The organism is Photobacterium sp. GJ3 (assembly GCF_018199995.1).
Lineage (GTDB): Bacteria > Pseudomonadota > Gammaproteobacteria > Enterobacterales > Vibrionaceae > Photobacterium.
The window spans coordinates 1526778-1548709 of the sequence record NZ_CP073578.1 but is presented as its reverse complement, the minus strand read 5'-3'; the positions used below and the strand labels follow the sequence as shown (position 1 = coordinate 1548709).

Below are 21932 nucleotides of genomic sequence, written 5' to 3'. Positions count from 1 at the left end.
CCTTTTATGACCTCAATAATCCCCTTACTCCATTTGAGACTCAGCACCTAATGTGTTGAGTAAATCAACCAATAAGCTAGAAGTGCCGAAACGATAATGTTTCGCTGTCACCCAATCGCTACCCATAATATCGGCTGCAGACTCTAGGTAGAGCTTTGCATCTTCCGTAGTTTTTACACCACCCGCCGCCTTAAAACCCACCTTGTGCTGTACGCCCAAATCGAAAATAGTTTGAACCATAATACGTGCCGCTTCTGGCGTCGCGTTAACCGGCACTTTACCGGTTGAGGTTTTCACAAAATCCGCACCAGCACGAATAGAAATCTTCGTCGCTTTACGGATCAACGCTTCTGTTTGAAGCTCACCCGATTCGATAATGACCTTAAGAGCAACATTACCGCACAGTGCTTTCGCAGATTGGATCATCTCAAAACCAATCTGCTCGTTGCCTGCCATTAAAGCTCGGTAAGGAAAGACGATATCTATTTCGTCAGCGCCGTAAGCCAACGCTGTACGGGTTTCTGCTAACGCAATATCTAGATCGTCATGGCCATGAGGGAAATTCACCACCGTCGCCACCTTAATCGCCTCAGTTCCTTGCGCTTTTAACTGCTTTTTGGCGATAGGAATAAATCTTGGATAGAGACAAATAGCAGCTGTGGAACCAAAAGGGGTCGCTGCTTTTTGGCATAGCTTGATGATACAATCATCCGTCTCTGTATTCGTTAAAGTTGTCAGATCTAAAAGCCCAATAGCTTGTTGAGCCACCGTTGAAAGTGTGTTCATGACATTTCCTTGTAACGTGTTTAAAGAGAAGGAGCGCGTTAAGAATGACACTCCTCCAAAGGAAGAGATTAGATAACAAGCGAGATGAAGATACCGGCAATTGCTGCACTCATCAGGTTCGAGCAACTGGCTGCAATCAGTGTTCTCACGCCATTTTTAGCAATAAAGTTGGTACGCTGAGGACAAAGCGTGCCCAGACCACCAATCAGGATTCCCATTGAGGCAATATTGGCAAAGCCACACAATGCAAAACTGATGATCACCTTAGATTTCTCGTCCAGAACATGCAGACCTTGCGCCAGCACGACACTTGGCTCTTTGAGGTAAGGTGCTAAATCAGAATACGCAACAAACTCGTTCACGATAATTTTCTTACCAATCATCGAGCCTGCAATAGTGACGTCAGCAGCTGGCACACCGAGCAAGAAAGCCAGTGGTGAGAAAATCCAACCCAGAATTAACTCCAGTGACAAATCCGTACCTACGAGCGAACCTATACCACCCAGCACGGTATTGACCAAGGTGACAAGACCAATCATGGCGATGAGCATAGCACCAATCGCCACGGCCAGTTTTACCCCACTTGCCGCCCCTTCTCCTGCTGCCCCGAGGATGTTCTCAGCGCGATTTTCAGCAAAACTTGTATCACTGCTCACCGTATATTGTGACTGCTCGGTTTCTGGAATAATCAGTTTGGCAAATAACAATCCACCTGGAGCCGCCATGAAGGATGCCGCCAAAAGGTATTCCATATCGACGCCCATCAATGCATAACCTGCGAGCACGGTGCCTGAGACTGACGCCATGCCGCCACACATCACCGCAAAAAATTCTGAGTCGCTCATTTTGGGCATGTATGGCTTAACCACTAACGGCGCTTCACTTTGGCCGACAAAAACATTTGACACCGCCGACATGGATTCGGCTTTCGATGTACCCAGTAACTTGGCCATCGCACCGCCAATAATGCGAATCACATATTGCATGACTCCTAAGTGGTATAGGACCGCAATCAGTGCAGAGAAAAAGACGACCAATGGGAGTACGTTCAGAGCAAAAACAAAGCCAATGCCATCAACTGAAAAGTTAACTAAGTTACCAAACAGAAAGTTAATGCCTGACTTACCACTGTTTAGAACTGCATGAACACCATGGGACATACTTTCTAAAACAGCGCGTCCCCATGGAACATAGAGCACGAACGCACCAATAGCCATTTGCAACACAAAAGCGGTACCCACGGTTCGAAATTTGATCGCTTTACGATTTGTCGATGCTGCGTACCCAATGCCTAATAAGGCAGCTATACCTAAAAATCCGATCGCAAACATTGTCGCTCCTTGGTTTTAAAAGTGTTCAGCCATGAATGCTTTAATCAGGGAAATAAAATCTGCTTCGGCCAGCTTGGCGCACTTCAGCGTTTGGTCATGCGATAACTCGACATCACCTAAGCCTTCCGCCATGTTGGTAATTGCACACAGGGCGACAACAGGTAAACCACAGTGTGCCGCAGAAATGACTTCAGGCACGACAGACATACCAACGACGTCACCACCAATAATTTGCATCATGCGAATCTCAGCCGCTGTTTCAAAGTTCGGACCGGTATAAGAAACAAAGACCCCTTCATTGAGGTGGATCGAGTTCTTCTTCGCGATCGTCTTCATTTCACAACGTAGGTCTTTGTCATAGGCATTCGCTAAGCTGAAGAATCGAGGTCCATACTCTTCATCATTTGCGCCCGTCATTGGAGAGTCGGGCATTGTGTTAATATGGTCGTAAAAAATCACGAGTGAACCAACATCAATACGCTCAGGGCGTAACGAACCCGCAGCATTTGTCACCAAAAGAAACTCACAACCAAGTTTTTTGAATGTACGTACTGGTGTCGTCATCACTTTCATGGTTTGGTGTTCGTAGTAGTGACCACGGCCTTTCATACACACGATATCGACGCCGTTCATTGAACCAAGGACCAGCTCACCAGAGTGGCCTTGAACGGTGCTTACCGGAAATCCATCGAGTTCTTCATAAGGGATGCTGACCCTGTCTGTCAGTTCATCGGCAATCACGCCAAGCCCTGAGCCAAGGATAAATGCTGCTTTCGGAGCAAAGCCGGGTTTACGTTCACGAATGGTTTGTAGGGCGTTCATAACTGGATCATACGACATAACTACATCTCTATTATTAGTGAGGTCTATAGAAATAGTAATGGCCAATACTGATTTAAAACCATCGTTAAAATACGCGTTATCATGCTTTTTACTGGCATAATAAAATGCGCAGAAGGCTCACTTGTATCAAGGCAAAGAGAAAGGCGAATGGCAAATTTGACTCAGCTCACGTAATCAACAGAGTTATCTAGGGGTAAGCAAGAATATTAATGTGATATAAATCCAGGACAAGGGCAAAATGATTAGTGGAAATAACCACTATTTCGTTTCTTGGTCACAATTTTTGAGGTATGCCAAATCAGGTCGAGAGAATTAAGAGCAATGAATACTTCAACTTTCTTCAGAGGCTGCTTTAGGAAGAGTGTCGCGTTGCTCAGCCTTACTGTTTCGCCAGCACCAACAGATCAACATTCAGTTGACTGGAGAAGTACGCCTGGAAAACCGTTACCTGAAGTAAATCCTACAGATAAGGGGCCAATTGGCCCCTTTTTACTCACTAAACCATACTCATTTCGAGGACGGTATTGATCGCACTGCCATTCCATTTGTAGACATAATGGGCCGACTGACACACTTTATGAACCAGATTCGGTTTATACAAAGCAAAACAATGGTGGCCGCAGTGACGAACAGATTCATACCATACGCCGTCGTAACGGCTTTCTTTCAGAGTCACCGCCAATGCCTGTGAAGCGCCATAATGCGTTGGATGATACAGCGCTGAGTCTAAGTGTGCCTGTGCTGTTAAATCGGTCAGATCTGCTGTAAACCAGGCCTGAATGCTGCGCATCTGGATATCTTGTGAAGGCTCCCTGGTGTATCCGAGAATTCTTTCCATGTGATAAACCGTTTCCTTCAGCGCAGTATTCACATCACTTGCAGCATAATAAGCCCCGAAATCTGCCGTATTAAAACGGCCGCCATCCGGATTCACATGCGTGAACGCAGCCATCACAAAACTACAATGCGGAATGCCGACCAACCTTTCATCTGCCGGCACGCGGGAAAAATCACCGGTTTCTTCTGCCAAACGCGGATTGGTCAGCGCCTCGACGGCAAAAATTGCTTCCAGCTGCTCCGGTTCAGCGACATCTTCATAAAGATTAATCGGCGGATATTTTGAAGGGATCAACCGGAAACAGGACTGATCCTCAAACTGCTTCGATGGATACGGATTCTGCATGTCAGGAGCGACCTCCCCGCCATGCATTCAGTCGGGTTGCCACTTCATATAAATCTGCGACCCGCCCTTGCGCCATCACCTCCATGGCACTGCGACCGGCAAAAAAGGGATGACTGTTTGGCTTTTGAACCCAGCGATAAACGCTTTCTTCATGAGTGAAGAGAATTCTCAGGCACTTATGAATGTTCAGCAGATAACTCATTCGTTCCAGCAGATCTTTAGAGACCTTAGCGGATTCAGGATGTGAGCGGTATTTATTCAGCGTTGAACGACTGGACAGTCCCAGCAATGCCATTTGCTGGTTTTGGTTACAATCCCATTTATCGAGAATATTGAAAACAACAGGTAACACCTGATTCCCGGCACTCTCAAGGGGCGTATTCGCGGCGACAGAATGCGAATTCATCACCTTCTCCTTCTGTTCATTTATGAACATATTATAACACAATGTTCACTAATGAACATTGTAAGCTCAAACAAACAGACAGGCTTGGGTCAGATTGGAAATGAGGGCTGAGGACACAGCAACAGCCCCGGAAGAAGTGTTTATTGTGAAGATTTTGCCAGCCACGGGGTGACTTTTTCTGGAGATGCAGGCAAGGAAAGCACTGCATTTTCAGGCACATCACTGAGAACGATGACTGCTTTACCTTGCTGAATCTCAATGCTTTGTTGCGCTGAAACTTGAATGCTGCCCTGTTGTTCTTGCGGGAAATGCATCACGACGCCCGCCACTTCCGGCATAAACCAGGATGAGAACATGCCACCCAAGTCATTCAACAGTGTGTCCATTTGCGGCAGTAATGCGGCAAGCTCAGCTTTGCTGACCGAAGCCCCGAATGGTTTGCTGGCAATCACTTGCATAGAAACATCACAGGTAATGCCATCGTCAATCACAAAGGTGACATCCGGGTTTGCCTGCCGCAGGTTGTTGTCCAATGGAATCACTAATGCGTTGTCTGACGGGATCACCAACTCTTCATAGTGCTCTTCTTTTTGCATCCAGCCCTGATGAACAGCGCAAGTCTGGCCGGTTTTCTGATCAATCAGATACAGCGCGATTTTCACATCCGGGTGTGATTCTTCGATATTATGTTTGAGTTTACTGAACAGGTTGCTGTAACGCATTTCAATATTCTGAGCCAATGCCTGCGACGATGCACCCAAGGCCATAGTTGCGAGGACAACCGATAAAAAAGTCTGTTTCATCATGTTCAACCCTGTTGCCAATACTGTTTGTTATGTCGGATCATGCCTTGAATTTCACTCACATAATCCTGCCCACGCTCAGAATAACGGCGCAGCCCTTCTGCCAGTTTGAGGCCGGTCAAGCGATTGCCGGAGGCCCGTTGCTGGGCACGGATCTCTCTTAACTCGGCATAAGCCCGGTTACGGTTCACATTCATAAAATATGCATGCACGGATTGTTTGGCATCGGAAAAGACAGCAACTTCATGTCTGGCACCTTCGCTTCTTGCATTGGGTACCATGCCGCAGCCTGGTGTGTAACACCACTGGCCAAAGAAATTATTTCCTTCGACGGCAAAACGGGAAGTGCCCCAACCTGATTCATTGGCTGCCTGACTCAATACCAGTGCTTCAGGCAAAGTATCGACACGAATCAGCATTTTATTCAGCCACTGTTCTGTGAGTTGGTCTTCTGTCAGTTCAAGATTATATGAATCCCCCAATTGGCGGGCTTCATCCAAGTCACTCGGATTGATCGACTGGCCAGCATGTGTCTGAGCCTGAATTGCCAGTAAGAAGGTTCGTTCTTCACTGATTCTGGCATTTTCCGCCACAACAGCAGGACGAAGGAAATCAAAAAAAGCTTGTTTCTTGGCGTTAACGTCTTCCATGACGTTGAAATCCGGTCGGGTATCCTGTTTTGTTTCCTCAGCAACCTTTTCCGGCTCGGCACAGCCAAAAAGCAGCAGTGCCCCGCTGGCAATCACACTTCGTCTTATTTTTTTTATCACGCGTTGAACACCTTTGTATCTTCTTCTTTATTATGATTTTCTTTGTCGTTACCCTGATCGTCGTTGTCATCTTCATCATTTTTACGAACCGTTGTGACCTGTAACGTAATCCCGAATAAATTCCGGTAGATAATGGCTTTCACGTTAAAGAAAAACGGAATCGTCCAGATCAGACCCAGCCCGAAGGTTGCGAAAGACAGGAAAAACAAAATCAGCACAACAATAAAAATGGCAGACATTGGCAGAATCTTACGGAAAGTGGCCACAGTCGAGTACTGAATGGCTTTCAAAGGGCTGACGCGCTTTTCACACACCAAGGTGATGGTCATACTGAAAGCCATCGCCAGAAACAAGCCCAAAATCGGGAACAGAACGTTACCCACCCCCTGCAGGGAAGACGTCAGCAGTACGGTGACCGCAGAAACCACCGCAAACGGAAAGCCTTTTACCAGATGGCGGGGTTTCGTTGGTAATCCAACGGCATGATTCAGCGCCATTAAACTGACACCGGCAAATAACGGCGCGCTCAGCACTTCCGCCCAAAAATTCGCCATCACCCCTGCCTGGACGACTTCTGGCGTCAGGCCTTCACCAGAAATGAATGCATTAAAAAAGATATTGGGATCACCAAGCTGTACTTTCAGCGCCAGTAACAACAGGGCCATTTGTGCCAGAAACCAACCCGCAACCGCAGGAAAAAATGTCAGAAAATGTTTTGCAGTCACTTTCCAAGCTTCCTGCAATACCGAGACAGCTTGCAGCTCTGATTGACCAGAAACTGCTTTTTCGATGGAGCCGCCAACCTGAAGACTTTTGTTATTCATGCAGATAGTTCATTCAATGTAATTCGAAACAATGCCTCGGATTGTACGCTACCCCTCCCGCTAAACAAATCGTGCGTTGGTTAAAAAATGCTTCAAAGCCACAAAATCAGTCTGTTTCTTGGAGCAGTTCGAAGCTGGTGGATCCCACTGCATTATCTGTGACGGGTGAAAATGTCAGGTTACGAGACGAAGAAAGTTCAACTTTCGTTCAGACTTCATGTATTTTCGGTCGTCAATTTGCAATCTAAAATCCGCATCATTACCCTAGAAAAACATGAAATTTTGCTATGAAATCATCAGAAATCTATGGCAAAACACGCGTACAAAAAAGTCGCATTTCTGACTGAAAAAACGCTTTGAAATATAAGAACAGGAGTCTATTATCCGCCTCCTGAAATTGACCAAAAAATGCAAACAAAATGTTGCATTGAACGATGTGGAGACAAGGTAGAGTTGAACACAAACATCACATCCAAAGAACCGGTTATTCAGCTCAAAGGGCTGAGCAAGAGCTTTGACGGTAAACAAATCATTCAAGGGTTAGATCTGAACGTCAATGACGGTGAGTTCTTAACCATTTTGGGTCCGTCAGGCTGTGGTAAAACCACGGTTCTTCGTCTGATTGCTGGTTTTGAAGATGCTGACCAGGGACAGATTATTATTGCTGGCCAAGATGTCACTCAGGTTCATGCTGAACAACGCCATGTGAACACTGTGTTCCAGAGTTATGCCCTGTTTCCGCACATGACGGTATTTGACAATGTCGCTTTTGGTCTGCGTATGCAAAAAGTGCCGGAAAGCGACATCAAACCTCGCGTGATGGAAGCGCTGCAAATGGTTCAGTTGGACCAGTTTGCACCGCGTAAACCGCATCAGCTTTCTGGTGGCCAGCAACAACGTGTGGCAATCGCCCGTGCTGTGGTCAACAAACCGAAAGTCTTACTGCTGGATGAATCCTTGTCCGCGTTGGATTACAAACTTCGTAAACAAATGCAACTGGAACTGAAGCAACTTCAGCGACGCTTGGGGATCACGTTTATTTTCGTAACCCACGATCAGGAAGAAGCCCTGTCGATGTCCGACCGTATCATTGTCATGCGGGACGGAAAAATCGAGCAGGATGGTACACCACGTGAGATTTATGAAGAACCAAGCAACCTGTTCGTTGCGCGCTTTATCGGTGAGATCAACGTGTTTGATGCAGAGGTTATTGAGCGCTTGGATGAAAAGCGCATCAAGGCCATTGTGGAAGGTCGTGAAGCGGTGGTCCACTGCGATCTGGACGTGATGCAAGGCGAAGCTCTGAAAGTGCTGCTCCGTCCTGAAGATATTCGCCTGGAAGAAATCAACGAGAATGAAGAAAGCTGGGGGCTGATGGGTCACGTTCGTGAGCGGACCTATAAAGGCATGACGCTGGACTCGGTCGTTGAAATTGAAACGGGTAAATCTGTCATGGTGAGTGAATTCTTTAACGAAGATGATCCGGACGTTGACCATTCGCTGAATCAGAAAGTTGCGATTACCTGGGTTGAAAGTTGGGAAGTGGTGCTGGCTGATGACGAAGAAGCTTAATCTGCAAAATATCATCATTTCGGTCATTGTCGGGTGGCTACTGCTATTTGTATTTATCCCGAATCTGATGATTATCGGAACCAGTTTTCTGACCCGTGACGATGCAAATCTGATCGATTTGACGTTCACGCTCGAAAACTATGTCCGTCTGTTTGATCCCCTGTACGCACAGGTCATGCTGCATTCGTTTTATATGGCGGGTATGGCGACCCTGCTCTGCCTGCTGGTGGGTTATCCGTTTGCATACAGTATTGCCAAAATGCCGGAAAAATGGCGTCCGTTTATGCTGTTTCTGGTCATCGTTCCGTTCTGGACCAACTCATTGATCCGAACGTATGGCCTGAAACTCATGCTGGGGACGCAAGGCGTATTCAACAGCAGCCTGATGGCGCTGGGCATCATTGATAAGCCGCTGCGTATTATGTACACCGAATATGCCGTGATGGTTGGTCTGGTTTACATTCTGCTGCCATTTATGGTGCTGCCATTGTATTCAGCGATTGAAAAGCTGGACAACACCTACATTGAGGCCGCCCGTGATTTAGGGGCAAATAAGTTTCAGACTTTTGTTCGTGTCATCGCCCCATTAACAATGCCGGGCGTAATCGCAGGCTGTCTGCTGGTGTTCCTGCCAGCCATGGGCATGTTCTACATTTCAGACCTGCTGGGTGGCGCCAAAAATCTGCTGATTGGTAACGTGATTAAGAGCCAGGTGCTCAATGCGCGAGACTGGCCATTTGGTGCAGCAACGAGTATTGCGCTGACTCTCTCCATGGCCGTCTTACTCTATGCCTATTATCGCGCTGGTAAGCTACTGAATCGAAAAGTGGAGCTGGAATAATCGTGGGACGTATTTTTAAATTCAGCCTGATGTCTGTGGTTTATGCATTTCTGTATATCCCAATCATTATTCTGATCGTCAACTCCTTCAACGCCAGTAAATTTGGTATGAAATGGGGAGGCTTTACGACCAAATGGTATGAGCAACTGGTCAACAACGACAGCCTGATGCAGGCCGCATGGCACTCGCTCAATATCGCCGTGTTTTCGGCAACGGCAGCGGCCATCATAGGCAGTCTCACCGCCGTGGCCCTGTTCCGTTACCAGTTTAAAGGCAAAGGCTTTGTAAACGGCATGTTGTTTGTGGTCATGATGTCTCCGGATATTGTCATGGCCATCTCCCTGCTTGCCCTCTTCATTTTGATGGGCGCTAAGCTGGGCTTTCTGACCTTGCTACTGTCTCACATCACCTTCTGTTTGCCTTTCGTCGTGGTCACCGTATACAGCCGCCTGAAAGGGTTTGACGTGAAGATGCTGGAAGCTGCCCGGGACTTAGGCGCCAGTGAATGGGTCATTCTGAAACAGATTATCCTGCCTCTGGCAAAACCTGCTGTATTTGCTGGCTGGCTGCTGAGTTTCACTCTGTCGCTGGATGACGTGATTGTCAGCTCATTTGTCACTGGCCCAACTTATGAAATCTTACCATTGAAGATTTATTCCATGGTCAAAGTGGGAATTTCACCTGAAGTGAATGCCCTGGCGACGGTAATGTTGTTGATTTCATTGACTTTGGTTGTGCTGTCACAAGTCATCACCCGCGACAAGATAAAATAAGTTGCGTTAAAAATTTTCTGCCTGATAATCAGGCAAGAAATGCGGCCAGGCTTTGTTCAGTCTGGCCGCTTACGCAGGAGAAGAAGACTCCTGTTTTAATCAACCATCCCAACAGGGATTTTGGAGTGATCACATCAATGAAAAAATGGTCCGCGTTTCTGGCCAGCGCCGCATGCGCTGCTACTTTGGTATCTGGTAGTGCGAATGCAGCTAATGAAGAATTAGTCTTTATGAACTGGGGTCCGTACATTTCTACGGAATTACGTGAACAGTTCACTAAAGAAACGGGCATTAAAGTCATCTATTCGACTTATGAGTCGAACGAAACCATGTATGCCAAACTGAAAGCACATCCGGAAGGTTACGATCTGGTTGTTCCTTCAACCTACTTCGTTGCCAAAATGCGCGACGAAGGCATGCTGCAGAAGATCGACAAGTCGAAGCTGAAAAACTTCAAAAATCTTGATGAGACCTATCTGAACAAGCCGTTTGACCCGAACAATGAATACTCCATTCCTCATGTACTGGGGATTACGGGCCTGGCGGTGAACACCGAAATGTATGACCCTGCTGACTTCGACAGCTGGGAAGACCTGTGGGATCCGAAATATCGCGGTCAGCTGATGCTGATGGATGATACCCGTGAAGTTCACCACATCGCACTGAAAATCCTGGGTTACTCAGGTAACACCACAGATCCAAAACAAATTAATGAAGCCTATGAAAAACTGAAAGAGCTGATGCCTAACGTTCTGGTCTTCAACTCAGATAACCCTGCGGCACCATACATGGCGGGTGAAGTTGGTCTGGGCATGCTGTGGAACGGTTCTGCCGCACAAGCACAGCGTGAAGGCTTGCCCATTGAGCTGATCTGGCCAAAAGAAGGTGGCATTTACTGGGTTGATAATCTGGCCATCACCAATAACGCGAAGAATGTTGACGCAGCTCACAAGATGATCGACTTCCTGCTGCGTCCGGATGTTGCAGCGAAGATTTCTGAAGAAACCGGTTATCTGACCGGTGTTGCTGCATCAAACGCGAAATACAAAGACAACCCGACCCTCTTCCCACCGAAGGAAGAACTGGCTCGCGGTGAGTTCCAGAATGCTGTTGGCGAAGCCAATGTACAATACGAAGAGAACTTCCTGAAGCTGAAAGCTGGTCAATAAGTCTTTTCTTTAGGCAACCAAACCATTTTGGTTGCCTTTTTTCTTCCCCCCTCTGCTATACTCTCCCACTGATTCTTGAAGGAATTCCATGCGTTAGAAAGCACTTGAAATGTCTTTCTGACATCAAATTGTCACCATGATTGGCGTGATTGTCCGCAAGCGAGGTGGGCATAGCTATACCGGCCGGGCAGCCCGACTTGGCTCCCGAAGTTAGGAGTAAAACATGAACAAATGGTCTTCAGTTATGACTGGCGGTGTATTCGCCCTGTCACTGGTTTCCAATGCAGCGCTGGCAGCAGATGAAGAGCTGTATTTCTACAATTGGTCTGAATATATTCCTGCCGACGTGCTGGAAGACTTCACCAAAGAAACCGGCATTAAAGTCATTTATTCGACTTATGAATCAAATGAGTCGATGTATGCAAAATTGAAGACCTACGGCACAGGTTATGATCTGGTTGTTCCTTCCACGTATTACGTCTCTAAGATGCGTGATGAAGGCATGCTGCAAAAGATCGACAAATCTAAGCTGAGCCATTTCAAAGAATTAGACCCTAACTTTCTGAACAAGCCTTTTGATCCGAGTAACGACTACTCGATTCCGTACATCTGGGGTGCGACGGGGATCGGGGTCAATACCGATATGATCAACCAAGAAGAAATCAAGGGCTGGAGCAATTTCTGGGACAGCAAGTGGCAAGGCCAGCTGATGATGATGGACGATGCCCGCGAGTTCTTCCATATGGCACTGCGTAAACTGGGCTACTCGGCGAATACCAAGAATCCGGATGAGATCAAAGCCGCTTATGAAGAACTGAAAAAGCTAATGCCAAACGTCCTGCTGTTTAACTCAGACTTCCCGGCAAACCCTTATATGGCTGGCGAAACCTCTCTGGGGATGCTGTGGAACGGTTCGGCATATATGGCTCGCCAGGAAGGCGCCCCGATTGAGATTGTCTGGCCGAAAGAAGGTGCTATCTTCTGGATGGACAGTCTGGCCATCCCAGCTGGCGCGAAGCACAAAGAAGCCGCTCATAAGATGATCGACTTCCTGCTGAAGCCTGAAAATGCAGCGAAGATCGCGCTGGAAATCGGCTACCCGACCCCAGTGGCAACCGCGAAAGATAAGCTGCCAAAAGAATTTGTCAACAACCCAAGCATTTATCCGCCTCAGGAAGTGTTGGATGCCGGCGAATGGCAGGACAGTGTTGGCGATGCTGTCACACTGTATGAAGAGTATTTCCAAAAGCTGAAAGCCGGACAGTAAAAGTCGCCTAAAGCATTTTGATTCTCATGAAAGGCGCCAAAAATGGCGCCTTTGTCGATCTTAACCATCAATTTTTCGCTGAGAGCAGTTCCTCAACAACTTGAGGCACAATCACTGAAGCAGGGCCATATCGTTTTTCTTCAAATTCACTTTCGACAATACTGGGTTCCAGATTTAACTCAACTGTATGCGCACCATTCATCGCCGCTTCATGCACGAAACCAGCAGCCGGATACACTGAGCCGGATGTCCCGATCGCAATAAATAGATCCGCTTCGACTAAAGCCGAATAGATTTTATCCATACTCTGTGGCATTTCACCAAACCACACAACATTCGGACGAAGCGGTGCTGGAATCTGGCAGCAATGACAACTGTCATCCAGAGAGATATCACCGCACCACGTTATCGTCTGCCCGCTATGACTACATTGTGCTTTCAGCAGTTCCCCGTGCATATGGATGACCTGATGACTGCCCGCCATTTCGTGCAGATTATCGATATTTTGTGTCACGATGGTCACCTTGCCATCCAACTCTTGTTCTAAACGGGCCAGTGCGTCGTGTGCAGCATTGGGTTTCACCGTCCCACTTTCGAGCTGCTTACGCCGCTGATTGTAAAACGATTGAACAAGAGCGGGATCGCGATGATAGCCTTCAGGGGTCGCAACATCTTCGATTCTGTGGTTTTCCCACAGCCCATCCTGATCGCGAAAAGTTTTGATGCCAGACTCAGCAGAAATCCCTGCTCCAGTGAGTATGACGATATTTCGATAGGGAAAATGCATCTTTCCTTGCCTTTGTTCACATTTCTTCTTGTTATACCACTGACCTGATCTGAATTTAACTTCTTTCCTGTCAGACCATGGTCTTAGTGCGTGAATGAGTTGGTTCAATAAACACATTGAATGTATTGATTTATAGACAAAGGTTACAAGTTATAGTGCATTAGAGGTAGATCAAATTTCTTACAAGTAAGACAAGCAGCACGGATACATCTCTTCAGAATTTCCGAACACCAACATGAAGAAATTCAAGATGTAAGCGCGCAACACAAAGCACAAAATACCTTACAGACATCTTGTGAAAATTTATTGCCATTTGAGCAATATTTTACAGGCTCGTCTATGCTTCCTTTGTATCACAAAAACAATGGAGTGATAGAAATGAAGAAACAAGCATTGGCATTACTGGTTTCAACACTGTTGGCTAGTCCGGCTGCTCTTGCAGTGACTCTGGAAGAAGGTACACAAGAGTTTGGTTTACAAGGGAGCTTGGATCTTGACTATATTGACGATTACCTGTTCCTGTTAAACACATCATACGGCTATTTCCTGAAAGAAAACTGGGAGCTTGGTGGTGTGCTTGATGTCAACATGAGTGACAGTACCAAAACCTTCCAGTTAGGTATGTTCACCGAATATAACTTTACCAACGACAGTAACTGGGTGCCCTACTTAGGCGCTGCAGCACAGTTAGCGAACCTTTCTGCAAATGATGATGAGGATGTCGACTTTGATATTGAAGACGTCACAGCGCTGAACATTAAGATTGCTGGGGGTGTGAAATACTTTATCAACCAGCATGTCGCTATCAGTGCTGAGGTCAACTATAACATCGCGACTGATGACATCAGTGTGACCAAAGATGGTGTAGAAGACAGCTTTACCCGTTTCGTATTCGGTACACGTTTCTACTTCTGACCCAAACTCCCCCCTATGCTTCAACGCCACTTTTGTGGCGTTGATTATTCCGTGAAACCCAGCGACTTTTGTTTGGCCTTCGTCAGCTTTCGAACCACCAAGGTATAAGATGTGGTGGCTAAATCTTCCAACATGCCTTGCTCAACCTGCCCGTTTAGACGAACCGTGACCCAATGACGCTTGTTCATATGATACCCAGGTGTAATGTCCTGGAACTCATCAATTAAGAAAGCGACATCGCCCGGTGATGCTTTCACCGTCATTACCGGTATTCCATCTTTCACAGCCGTCCAGGCAAACATCTTTCCAGCCACTTTAAACACTTTCGGCTCAGGTCCGAACGGGAATTCCACCTGTACACCCATCATTGCCTGAAGGTGTTCTTCAATCTGCTGCAATCGTTGATTCTGCGGGGACACAACACTTCTCCTCTACCAATTGCGCAACCGTATCAAAATGCAGACAGTTTGCACAAAGTTGTCTTGCTATATCTTAAATGCACAACAAAAAAGTCTGAACTTGGTCTCATTCACCCCGGCAGGTTTAACCATGAAGTATGCCATACCGTTGTTTCTTTTCTCATTTCAGATATTGACCGGTTGCTCTTCTCTGTCTGTTTCAGAAACAAAAGAATCCAATGCTAAAACAGCCCTCACCCTGACACCAAACACGATTCGCCAGTGCACAATTGGCCATCATGAACTGGCTGGCCGTTATCTGGCAACAGGCTTGCCCGGCAATTATCAGCGCCCGACGTTGCCTGAGTTGTCATTAATGAAAGAAGCCAGTCTCTGGGATCGGATCTCAAGAGATTCTTTCATGGCCATCCCTGATGAGCCCCGGATACGCTACTATCGCCACTGGTATCACAGTCGCCCTTTACACATCAGCACCGTATCTGAACGAGCCAAACCCTTTCTCTTCTATATTTACGAACATGTGCAGTCCCGGGGGCTTCCGGCAGAGCTCGCTTTATTACCCTTTATCGAAAGCGCTTTTGATCCGGATGCTTATTCGCATCAAGGTGCGGCCGGATTATGGCAAATGACCAAAGCCACTGGAAAAGCCTTCGGGTTATCCATTGTGCCTGGCTATGATGGCAGACTGGACATTGTTGCATCAACACAGGCTGCGCTGGATTTACTTGAGTATCTTTATGCGAGGTTTGATGGAAACTGGCTTCATGCCATTGCCGCCTATAACACTGGCGAAAGCCGGGTACGGAAAGCCATCAAACGCAACAAATCTCAGGGCAAACCAACCGACTTCTGGTCTTTAGATCTTCCTAAAGAAACAGAACACTATGTGCCAAAGCTGCTTGCATTAAGCCAACTGCTGAAAAATTATCAACCCTGGCAATCAACCCTGGCATTCATCCCTGATCATCCCGTACTGACCCAAGTGATCATTAATCAGCAAATTCCACTCAAGCAAGTTGCGCATGATGCAGGTTTGTCCAGCGCGTTTTTTTATCGATTAAATCCAGCTTATCGTACTGGCCTGACCTTGAAAAACACCGACAATATTTTACTGTTGCCACAAAAACAATTGGCGCATTTTTATCAGGATAATAAATCGCACTATACGAAGCATCAATACCGGATTCATTTCATTCAGCCTGGTGATACTTTAATGAAAATCGCCCAAAAAAATGACACCTCTATCAATACAATTCAGCAGGTGAACCAACTCGCGAATAGTAAAATTCAAGTGGGGCAACGCTTGTTCGTTCCGATTTCGGTTCCGGTTCCGGTTCCGGTAACGGTTCAACCCTAACGTTTACTCAGCCACAGCGTCATGAACCTTGGAAACACTTGGGCTGAAATGAAGCTCAGGCTGGTGAGTCAGATTCATCATTTGATTCATCTGATTCAGGAATTTCAGATCAGCCTGGTTTTGAGAAATTGCCAAGCCAATAATAATCCCAGCCAGCAAACAAACCGGGGCAATTAAACTGCGAATGGCCATTAAACTAGCTAAAGCGATCACCATCAGAATAGTAGCCAGATACAAATGGCCGGAAAACTGCGTAAAAAAAGCCACGTAAGTCGCAGCAACCTGAATCACACCACCCAATGCTAATAAGAAGATTGTCATTTTTTTCACCACAAACCACTTTTTTGCTGTTGTTTTCTGTGAGTATAGACGCATGTTTGATTCAGGTACGCTTTATCTGGGCGCTTCTTTTATCCTAGGGAATATTAATTTTATTTTGCAGAAACAATACCCTTCCTGCCCTGGACTATACTGAAGAAAAAGACCATCGTGCTGATGATTCAACGGGCATCTTGGTGGTCAGAATAAATAAATGATAAAAACAAATGGAGGGTATCGATGCATCATCATGATGAAATGATCGTTCCGAGTCTCATCGGACTGATTGGCAGAACAGCCATTGCCGGGGGTTGCATTCTTGCTGTTGGATTGTTGCTGATGATTTTGTGATCGTCAGAATTCAGCCAGACATAAACCAAATTCACACTGAACCAGATAATAAGGTGCTCAGACTCATAGGTCTGAGCACCTTTTCGAATGCAGTTTCCCTACCGCTTATAGTCTCTGGCCTCTTCTACACGTCCAGATCGGTTTCGGGGTTACCCAAATGGCTCGGGATAATACCCCAGTAGGGTATCTGTTGCATCACTTTTATTGAAAGTCCCGAACAATGTCTTATTTCTGATACAGCACCCATCTGGCTGGACCATTGAATCCACTTTTTTCGGTTAAACTACCCGGATTACGATGATCTAAGGTAGTTACAACTTGATGTTTCTAGATGCTTACTTCGCTGAACACAGCGGTCGTTATTCTTTTTCCCGTGAGCAAGCCAGCTATTTTGCTAAAAAAATCGCCGGTGACTTTAACCCGATTCACGATGCAGACAACAAACGATTCTGCGTTCCGGGTGATCTGCTGTTTTCAGTGATGCTGGCCAAAACAGGCCTGAGCCAGAAAATGCACGTTGAATTTGCTGGCATGATTACTGACGGCGTTGAGCTGACCATCAACACCAAATCAGCCAATGATTTATCTTTGGTTGATGAAAAAGGAAAAGAATATCTGCATGTCACGCGCGATGGTGAGATTTCACACAACACCAAGCTGATTGAGACTGTCACGAAAAACTACGTGAAGTTTTCCGGAATGAATTTCCCGCATATTATGGTGCCGCTGATGGAATCTGAGCAGGTGATGATCAACCCTGCCCGCCCGCTGGTGATTTATGAAAGCATGGCACTCGAATTCAGCCGTCTGGATCTGGAATCCCCACAAGTTGAATTGACAGACTCCATCATTGAGTCTGATGGCAAACGTGGCAGCGTCACGCTGGCATTCAGCTTTACAGAAGATGGTGAAGTCGTCGGCGAAGGTCGTAAAAAAATGCTGATGAGCGGTTTGCGCCCATACTGTCAAACGCAGATTGATGATTTGGTTAAGCGCTTTAACGCTCGTAAAGATGCCTTTCTGACCGCCTAATTTCGCTCAGTTGCTGCTGTGTCCGGAACCAAACACAAATTTTCCGTGCCGGTTCTGGACACGCTAAAGATTGCCTGCTAAATTTCAGGCACTTAAAAGACCTAATTTTGGAGGACACAAGATGATTGTATTCATGACCCGCCGGGCACAGACACAGGTATTGAGCCAGTAAGCGATACGCGATACATCAACCGCTTCGCTTCTGCCCCTTCCCCAATTCTTGCCCGGTTCATTCTGACCGGGGCCGCATTGCCCCTGAAAATTTTCTATTTCAGTCAATGACGCAATTGCGTCAGGGGTAAACACATCATGACAACACTGATTTCTCAACCAGTCATTTCACTACATCAACTGGGTTGGAAACCATTTCTACAACAACAACTGTCTCTCGATGAGTGGGAACACTGTCAGCCTGCACGCGTCAGCGCTGTCCATCGCAGCCGAATCGAAGTCATTGCTGAGCATGGCTCCGTGTCACTTCAGGTTGTGCCGGCGATGCCCTCGCTCGCTGTCGGAGACTGGGTGCTGATCACCCCCCAACAGCAGTTTGTCCGTTTACTGGATCGATTTTCCTGTTTCTGGCGCAAAGCTGCCGGCAGTAAAGTTGAAGAACAACTCATTGCCAGTAATCTGGATACGGTCTTCATCGTTTGCTCATTAAACCAGGATTTCAATCTCAGCCGGATTGAACGCTACTTAGCGCTGGCCCATCAGGCTGGCGTGGAACCGGTCATCGTGTTATCGAAAGCCGACTGCGTTGAGGATCCAGCCGAGCTTCAGGCGCAGGTTCAGCAAATCGATGGCATGCTGATGGTCGAAGCCATCAATGGGCTTGATCCGGAAAGCGTCGCCAGATTATCGCCATGGTGCGGCCAGGGAAAAACAGTCGCTTTTCTTGGCTCATCCGGTGCAGGTAAATCAACGCTGGTCAATACGCTTCTGGCCACCGAAGCACAGCAAACCGGCGGTATCCGGGAAGATGACAGTAAAGGTCGGCATACGACCACCTCGCGCTCACTTCATCTGATGCCTGAAGGTGCACTGCTGGTTGATACGCCGGGAATGCGGGAGTTACAACTCGCAGATTGCGAGGATGGCATCACTGCAACCTTCTCGGATATCGAAGCACTGGCAACGCAATGCCGATTCGGCGATTGTTCGCATCAGCAAGAACCGGGATGCGCTGTACAGCAAGCCATTGAATCCGGAGATCTGGACGAGCGACGGCTCAGAAACTATCACAAGCTCAATCGGGAAATCGCATTCAACTCAGCGAGTATTGCCGAGAAGCGTGCAAAATCAAAACAACTTGGCCGATATTATCACGCCATTCAGAAAAACAATCGGAAACAAAAAAACCGAGCCTAAACAAACGCCCTCCATATGGAGGGCGTTCTTTTTATCAACCTGTCGTCTCACTGAGCGAGTCGTTATTCACGACTCTGTGGCCAGTGAGGCGTTGCGCTCTGGCTTAACAGTCGCGCGATACATTCGTACCGCCGCCTGAGGACCCGTCAGCAAAGTAAAGAGCATCAGGAAAGAAACGGGGACAGCCGTGATCACAATAAATGACTGTAATGCATTCAGGCCACCATCTCCAGCCATCAACAGGACTGCAGCAACACCACCCATGGCGACAGCCCAGAATACACGATGACTGGTCATCGGTTCATTTTTACCCGATGTCACCATCGCTATCGCATAAGCCATTGAATCTCCGGTTGTGACAACGAAAGTCGTGGTCAGCACCAGGAATGCAGGAATCAACCAGTCGCTCGCTGGCAACTGAGCCAGTGTTGCAAGCAATACCGCCGGTAAACCACCTTCATTCAGCGGCTCGGAAATCACGCCAGGCTGCATCAGTTCGAAAAAGATCCCGGAACCGCCCAACACAGAAAACCAGAAGTGCGTCACCAATGGCGCGCCAATCGCCACCGTCATCACCAGCTCACGAATGCTGCGACCCACAGAAATACGGGCAATGAAAATCGCCATCATGGGTGCAAAACCAATGAACCATCCCCAGAAGAACCAGGTCCACCAGGCATTCCAGCCGGGAGATTCATTCGTCAGGCTCATTTCCGGCAAATGCTGAATATAAACGAGCATCGCCTGCGAAAAATGTTCAACAATAAAACCGGTTGGCCCTAACAGCAGCATCACCACCAGCAAACACACCGCCACAATCACGTTAAAGCGACTGAGCCACTGCAAGCCTTTATCCATCCCGGTTGCCGCTGACAGTGAGTAAATGGTCACGACACCTGCCAGCAACATCACTTGTGTCAGCACCGAATTATCCAGCCCAGCCACAACATGCAGACTGTAACCCAGTTGCGAAGCCAGGAAGCCAATCGGACCGATGGTCCCCGCAGCGACCGCAATAATAGAACATGCATCAATGACCGAACCCAGCCAATGGTTTTCCAGCCGATCCCCAAGCAATGGATAGAGCAAAGCTCTCGGACGAAGCTGAATGCCTTTCTGATGATGCGCATACATCAGCACAATGGTTGCCAGCGTCCCCAGCACTGCCCAGGCTAAAAAGCCCCAGTGCAGAAAACTCTGACTCAGCGCTGGCGCAACGGCCTCAGCAGAAGCCGCCTGCAAGCCATCAAAGGTTGGTGGCGTTGTCACAAAATGATAGATAGGCTCTGCAGCAGACCAGAACACACCGCCACCAGCCAGCAGCGTACACATGATCATGGCGGTCCATCGGAACTGACCGATCTCTGGTTGCTTGGCCTGACCCAGTTTGACTTTACCCAAAGGTGACAGCGCCATGGCGACGGCCAGAATGAAGTTCAGCAGCATCAACCACTGCCAGAAATGACCGAAAGCCGCCGTCGACTGGCCAAATAAGGTTTGAATGACAGAAGATACCCAAGACAGATCGACAATCGCTGCGATCAGAAAGAGGCTCAGGAAGCCAATCGTTAGAACTGAAACCAATCGATCAGCTCCGAATTGTTTGGTGGAGTACATAAATTTCTCACTAGTTGTGTGAGGGAACGCACACTACCAGCTTCATTTTCGTAAATCCAACGGAATCGGACATTTTTCGCACAAAAACAATGTAAGCAAACATAAGTGAGCAGAAATTAGTCACTCATACAAAGCTTGCAAAAGACGCCTTGCATTCATTTAAAAAGTTTGAGTTCGAAATAAAATGGTCAACCTGAGCGCCAGATTGACCTGAAGAAAGTATCGCGAAATGCGTCTTTATGGATCCAGTTGCTGACAAATTGCTTCGGCAAGAAAATGAGAATTCAGATTCCGCTGCATCAGGGCCGTCGCCATTTTCCCGGCTTTCACCACCTCAAGCCAATGCGCAATCATCGCGGTAAAGCCTTTACTATCGAGCATCGGTGTCCAGTCTGGCAGCGCCAGTGTCGTCTCAACGCCCCTTTCCCAGTGCGTCCCCGTCGCCAGAGAATCGAAATGATAAGTCTGATTTTCGAAATTCAGCGTTATCTGCTCTGCGGTCACACCATTCATTCGGTTCATGGCGGCCTGAAACAGCGTCTCGTGCTGCTGCCATTCAACATCAAGACGCGCAATCTGCCCCTGATAATGTTGCGTGCGTACGTGAAGCATATCGGCACTGACAGTCCCGGTCAGATTGATACTATCGAGCGGATGAATCAAGTCATCAAACACAAAGGTTCGCAGTTCCCCCGGTTGATTCAGCCGGTGTTTCTGCCAGCGAATCGCTTGAAGCGAATTCGTGACTTTATCGGGCGTCAGATAGGGGCTGACCAAAGGCAGATAGCGACGATTGAACCCCATAAACAGCGGCAATTGTTTCTGCTCGGCAAGATCACATAAACGTTCGCAATCGGCGTAATGATCGCTCAGTGGTTTATCCACAAAGACCGCGATGCCATGATTCAGAAAAAAACTGGCAATCTCTGCATGAGAAGAAGTCGCACTATGAATCATCACGCCATCCACACCGAAGTCCACCAGCGCACGATAGTCCGTCACGAAAGACTGAATCCGGTGAACCGAGGCAATCCGCTGCAACGTCTCTGCATTTCTTGTACACAGCACCAGGTCTACGCCGGGCCACTGCGTGATCACTGGCAGGTAGGCTTTCTGAGCAATATCCCCTAACCCAATCATCCCGATTTTCATCATCTCTCCTTATATTTCAGGCACAAAAAAAGCCCTTATCCGTGACAA

Annotated in this window: 22 protein-coding genes; 9 read left to right on the top strand and 13 right to left on the bottom strand. The window is 47.4% G+C overall.

Annotated elements, in window-relative coordinates; all coding sequences use genetic code 11:
• Window positions 1–24 precede the first annotated feature (24 nt).
• The 8 genes from deoC to KDD30_RS06835 form a co-directional block, all read right to left on the bottom strand.
• The gene (deoC, locus tag KDD30_RS06870) at window positions 25–786 is read right to left on the bottom strand and encodes a deoxyribose-phosphate aldolase (RefSeq protein ID WP_211648632.1); all 762 of its coding nucleotides are present in this window, start codon (window positions 784–786) and stop codon (window positions 25–27) included.
• Between the two features lie 68 nt (window positions 787–854).
• The gene (locus tag KDD30_RS06865) at window positions 855–2117 is read right to left on the bottom strand and encodes a NupC/NupG family nucleoside CNT transporter (RefSeq protein ID WP_211648630.1); all 1263 of its coding nucleotides are present in this window, start codon (window positions 2115–2117) and stop codon (window positions 855–857) included.
• Window positions 2118–2132: 15 nt separating this feature from the next.
• Window positions 2133–2957, bottom strand: a complete 825-nt coding sequence (gene xapA / locus KDD30_RS06860) for a xanthosine phosphorylase (RefSeq protein WP_211648628.1) — start codon at window positions 2955–2957, stop codon at window positions 2133–2135.
• 499 nt (window positions 2958–3456) lie between these two features.
• Window positions 3457–4143: an RES family NAD+ phosphorylase gene (locus tag KDD30_RS06855; protein ID WP_211648618.1), complete on the bottom strand. Its 687-nt coding sequence runs from the start codon at window positions 4141–4143 to the stop codon at window positions 3457–3459.
• Window position 4144: 1 nt separating this feature from the next.
• Window positions 4145–4549 carry an MbcA/ParS/Xre antitoxin family protein gene (locus tag KDD30_RS06850; protein WP_211648616.1) on the bottom strand — a complete coding sequence of 135 codons (405 nt, stop codon included), beginning with the start codon at window positions 4547–4549 and terminating at the stop codon, window positions 4145–4147.
• A gap of 140 nt (window positions 4550–4689) precedes the next feature.
• The gene (locus KDD30_RS06845; protein ID WP_211648608.1) at window positions 4690–5355 is read right to left on the bottom strand and encodes a DUF2987 domain-containing protein; all 666 of its coding nucleotides are present in this window, start codon (window positions 5353–5355) and stop codon (window positions 4690–4692) included.
• A gap of 2 nt (window positions 5356–5357) precedes the next feature.
• Complete coding sequence (locus tag KDD30_RS06840; protein WP_371826086.1) at window positions 5358–6119, bottom strand: glucosaminidase domain-containing protein; 762 nt, start codon at window positions 6117–6119, stop codon at window positions 5358–5360.
• Window positions 6119–6946: a hypothetical protein gene (locus tag KDD30_RS06835; protein ID WP_211648590.1), complete on the bottom strand. Its 828-nt coding sequence runs from the start codon at window positions 6944–6946 to the stop codon at window positions 6119–6121. Before KDD30_RS06835 ends, KDD30_RS06840 begins: the two co-directional genes overlap by 1 nt.
• 453 nt (window positions 6947–7399) lie before the next feature.
• Here KDD30_RS06835 and potA point away from each other — a divergent pair, with 453 nt between their 5' ends.
• The 5 genes from potA (at window position 7400) to KDD30_RS06810 (ending at window position 12568) form a co-directional block, all read left to right on the top strand.
• Window positions 7400–8518, top strand: a complete 1119-nt coding sequence (potA, locus tag KDD30_RS06830) for a spermidine/putrescine ABC transporter ATP-binding protein PotA (RefSeq protein WP_211648588.1) — start codon at window positions 7400–7402, stop codon at window positions 8516–8518.
• On the top strand, window positions 8502–9359 hold the full coding sequence (gene potB, locus KDD30_RS06825) for a spermidine/putrescine ABC transporter permease PotB (RefSeq protein WP_211648580.1): 858 nt from the start codon (window positions 8502–8504) through the stop codon (window positions 9357–9359). Before potA ends, potB begins: the two co-directional genes overlap by 17 nt.
• 2 nt (window positions 9360–9361) lie before the next feature.
• Window positions 9362–10132 (top strand): spermidine/putrescine ABC transporter permease PotC, encoded by a 771-nt coding sequence (gene potC / locus KDD30_RS06820; RefSeq protein ID WP_211648573.1) that lies wholly within the window; start codon window positions 9362–9364, stop codon window positions 10130–10132.
• 137 nt (window positions 10133–10269) lie between these two features.
• Window positions 10270–11301, top strand: a complete 1032-nt coding sequence (locus tag KDD30_RS06815; RefSeq protein ID WP_211648564.1) for an extracellular solute-binding protein — start codon at window positions 10270–10272, stop codon at window positions 11299–11301.
• A 244-nt stretch (window positions 11302–11545) separates the two neighbouring features.
• Window positions 11546–12568 carry an extracellular solute-binding protein gene (locus KDD30_RS06810; RefSeq protein WP_249199286.1) on the top strand — a complete coding sequence of 341 codons (1023 nt, stop codon included), beginning with the start codon at window positions 11546–11548 and terminating at the stop codon, window positions 12566–12568.
• Window positions 12569–12635: 67 nt separating this feature from the next.
• On the opposite strand, the gene cobB is transcribed toward KDD30_RS06810, so the two are convergent.
• Window positions 12636–13472 (bottom strand): Sir2 family NAD+-dependent deacetylase, encoded by an 837-nt coding sequence (gene cobB / locus KDD30_RS06805; RefSeq protein WP_211648560.1) that lies wholly within the window; start codon window positions 13470–13472, stop codon window positions 12636–12638.
• Window positions 13473–13733: 261 nt separating this feature from the next.
• On the opposite strand from cobB, the gene KDD30_RS06800 reads away from it, so the two are divergent.
• Entirely contained in the window at window positions 13734–14270 is a 537-nt protein-coding gene (locus KDD30_RS06800) for an outer membrane beta-barrel protein (protein WP_211648558.1), read from the top strand.
• Between the two features lie 44 nt (window positions 14271–14314).
• On the opposite strand, the gene KDD30_RS06795 is transcribed toward KDD30_RS06800, so the two are convergent.
• Entirely contained in the window at window positions 14315–14689 is a 375-nt protein-coding gene (locus KDD30_RS06795) for an MmcQ/YjbR family DNA-binding protein (protein WP_249199228.1), read from the bottom strand.
• 130 nt (window positions 14690–14819) lie between these two features.
• Here KDD30_RS06795 and KDD30_RS06790 point away from each other — a divergent pair, with 130 nt between their 5' ends.
• A complete protein-coding gene (locus KDD30_RS06790) occupies window positions 14820–16046 on the top strand; it encodes a transglycosylase SLT domain-containing protein (RefSeq protein ID WP_211648556.1) in 1227 nt (408 codons plus the stop codon).
• 3 nt (window positions 16047–16049) lie between these two features.
• Here KDD30_RS06790 and KDD30_RS06785 read toward each other — a convergent pair whose 3' ends face one another.
• Entirely contained in the window at window positions 16050–16367 is a 318-nt protein-coding gene (locus KDD30_RS06785; protein ID WP_211648549.1) for a hypothetical protein, read from the bottom strand.
• A gap of 669 nt (window positions 16368–17036) precedes the next feature.
• Between KDD30_RS06785 and KDD30_RS06780 the strand changes: the two genes are divergently transcribed.
• On the top strand, window positions 17037–17747 hold the full coding sequence (locus tag KDD30_RS06780; RefSeq protein WP_211649658.1) for a DUF3581 domain-containing protein: 711 nt from the start codon (window positions 17037–17039) through the stop codon (window positions 17745–17747).
• A gap of 309 nt (window positions 17748–18056) precedes the next feature.
• Complete coding sequence (gene rsgA / locus KDD30_RS06775) at window positions 18057–19115, top strand: ribosome small subunit-dependent GTPase A (RefSeq protein WP_211648547.1); 1059 nt, start codon at window positions 18057–18059, stop codon at window positions 19113–19115.
• 66 nt (window positions 19116–19181) lie between these two features.
• Here the strand turns inward: rsgA and KDD30_RS06770 are convergent, their stop codons facing one another.
• On the bottom strand, window positions 19182–20732 hold the full coding sequence (locus tag KDD30_RS06770) for a BCCT family transporter (protein ID WP_211648539.1): 1551 nt from the start codon (window positions 20730–20732) through the stop codon (window positions 19182–19184).
• A 237-nt stretch (window positions 20733–20969) separates the two neighbouring features.
• On the bottom strand, window positions 20970–21884 hold the full coding sequence (locus KDD30_RS06765) for a Gfo/Idh/MocA family protein (RefSeq protein ID WP_211648537.1): 915 nt from the start codon (window positions 21882–21884) through the stop codon (window positions 20970–20972).
• Window positions 21885–21932 lie beyond the last annotated feature (48 nt).

What these genes read in the sequence shown, in the direction of transcription:
- KDD30_RS06765 (WP_211648537.1), bottom strand. Translation starts at nt 21,884, where the DNA reads ATGAAAATCGGGATGATTGGGTTAGGGGATATTGCTCAGAAAGCCTAC.
- KDD30_RS06800 (WP_211648558.1), top strand. Translation starts at nt 13,734, where the DNA reads ATGAAGAAACAAGCATTGGCATTACTGGTTTCAACACTGTTGGCTAGT.
- KDD30_RS06845 (WP_211648608.1), bottom strand. Translation starts at nt 5,355, where the DNA reads ATGATGAAACAGACTTTTTTATCGGTTGTCCTCGCAACTATGGCCTTG.
- potB (WP_211648580.1), top strand. Translation starts at nt 8,502, where the DNA reads ATGACGAAGAAGCTTAATCTGCAAAATATCATCATTTCGGTCATTGTC.
- rsgA (WP_211648547.1), top strand. Translation starts at nt 18,057, where the DNA reads ATGACAACACTGATTTCTCAACCAGTCATTTCACTACATCAACTGGGT.
- KDD30_RS06810 (WP_249199286.1), top strand. Translation starts at nt 11,546, where the DNA reads ATGACTGGCGGTGTATTCGCCCTGTCACTGGTTTCCAATGCAGCGCTG.
- KDD30_RS06780 (WP_211649658.1), top strand. Translation starts at nt 17,037, where the DNA reads ATGTTTCTAGATGCTTACTTCGCTGAACACAGCGGTCGTTATTCTTTT.
- KDD30_RS06770 (WP_211648539.1), bottom strand. Translation starts at nt 20,732, where the DNA reads ATGTACTCCACCAAACAATTCGGAGCTGATCGATTGGTTTCAGTTCTA.
- KDD30_RS06855 (WP_211648618.1), bottom strand. Translation starts at nt 4,143, where the DNA reads ATGCAGAATCCGTATCCATCGAAGCAGTTTGAGGATCAGTCCTGTTTC.
- KDD30_RS06815 (WP_211648564.1), top strand. Translation starts at nt 10,270, where the DNA reads ATGAAAAAATGGTCCGCGTTTCTGGCCAGCGCCGCATGCGCTGCTACT.
- KDD30_RS06865 (WP_211648630.1), bottom strand. Translation starts at nt 2,117, where the DNA reads ATGTTTGCGATCGGATTTTTAGGTATAGCTGCCTTATTAGGCATTGGG.
- KDD30_RS06785 (WP_211648549.1), bottom strand. Translation starts at nt 16,367, where the DNA reads ATGACAATCTTCTTATTAGCATTGGGTGGTGTGATTCAGGTTGCTGCG.
- KDD30_RS06835 (WP_211648590.1), bottom strand. Translation starts at nt 6,946, where the DNA reads ATGAATAACAAAAGTCTTCAGGTTGGCGGCTCCATCGAAAAAGCAGTT.
- KDD30_RS06790 (WP_211648556.1), top strand. Translation starts at nt 14,820, where the DNA reads ATGAAGTATGCCATACCGTTGTTTCTTTTCTCATTTCAGATATTGACC.
- deoC (WP_211648632.1), bottom strand. Translation starts at nt 786, where the DNA reads ATGAACACACTTTCAACGGTGGCTCAACAAGCTATTGGGCTTTTAGAT.
- cobB (WP_211648560.1), bottom strand. Translation starts at nt 13,472, where the DNA reads ATGTGTTTATTGAACCAACTCATTCACGCACTAAGACCATGGTCTGAC.
- KDD30_RS06850 (WP_211648616.1), bottom strand. Translation starts at nt 4,549, where the DNA reads ATGAATTCGCATTCTGTCGCCGCGAATACGCCCCTTGAGAGTGCCGGG.
- xapA (WP_211648628.1), bottom strand. Translation starts at nt 2,957, where the DNA reads ATGTCGTATGATCCAGTTATGAACGCCCTACAAACCATTCGTGAACGT.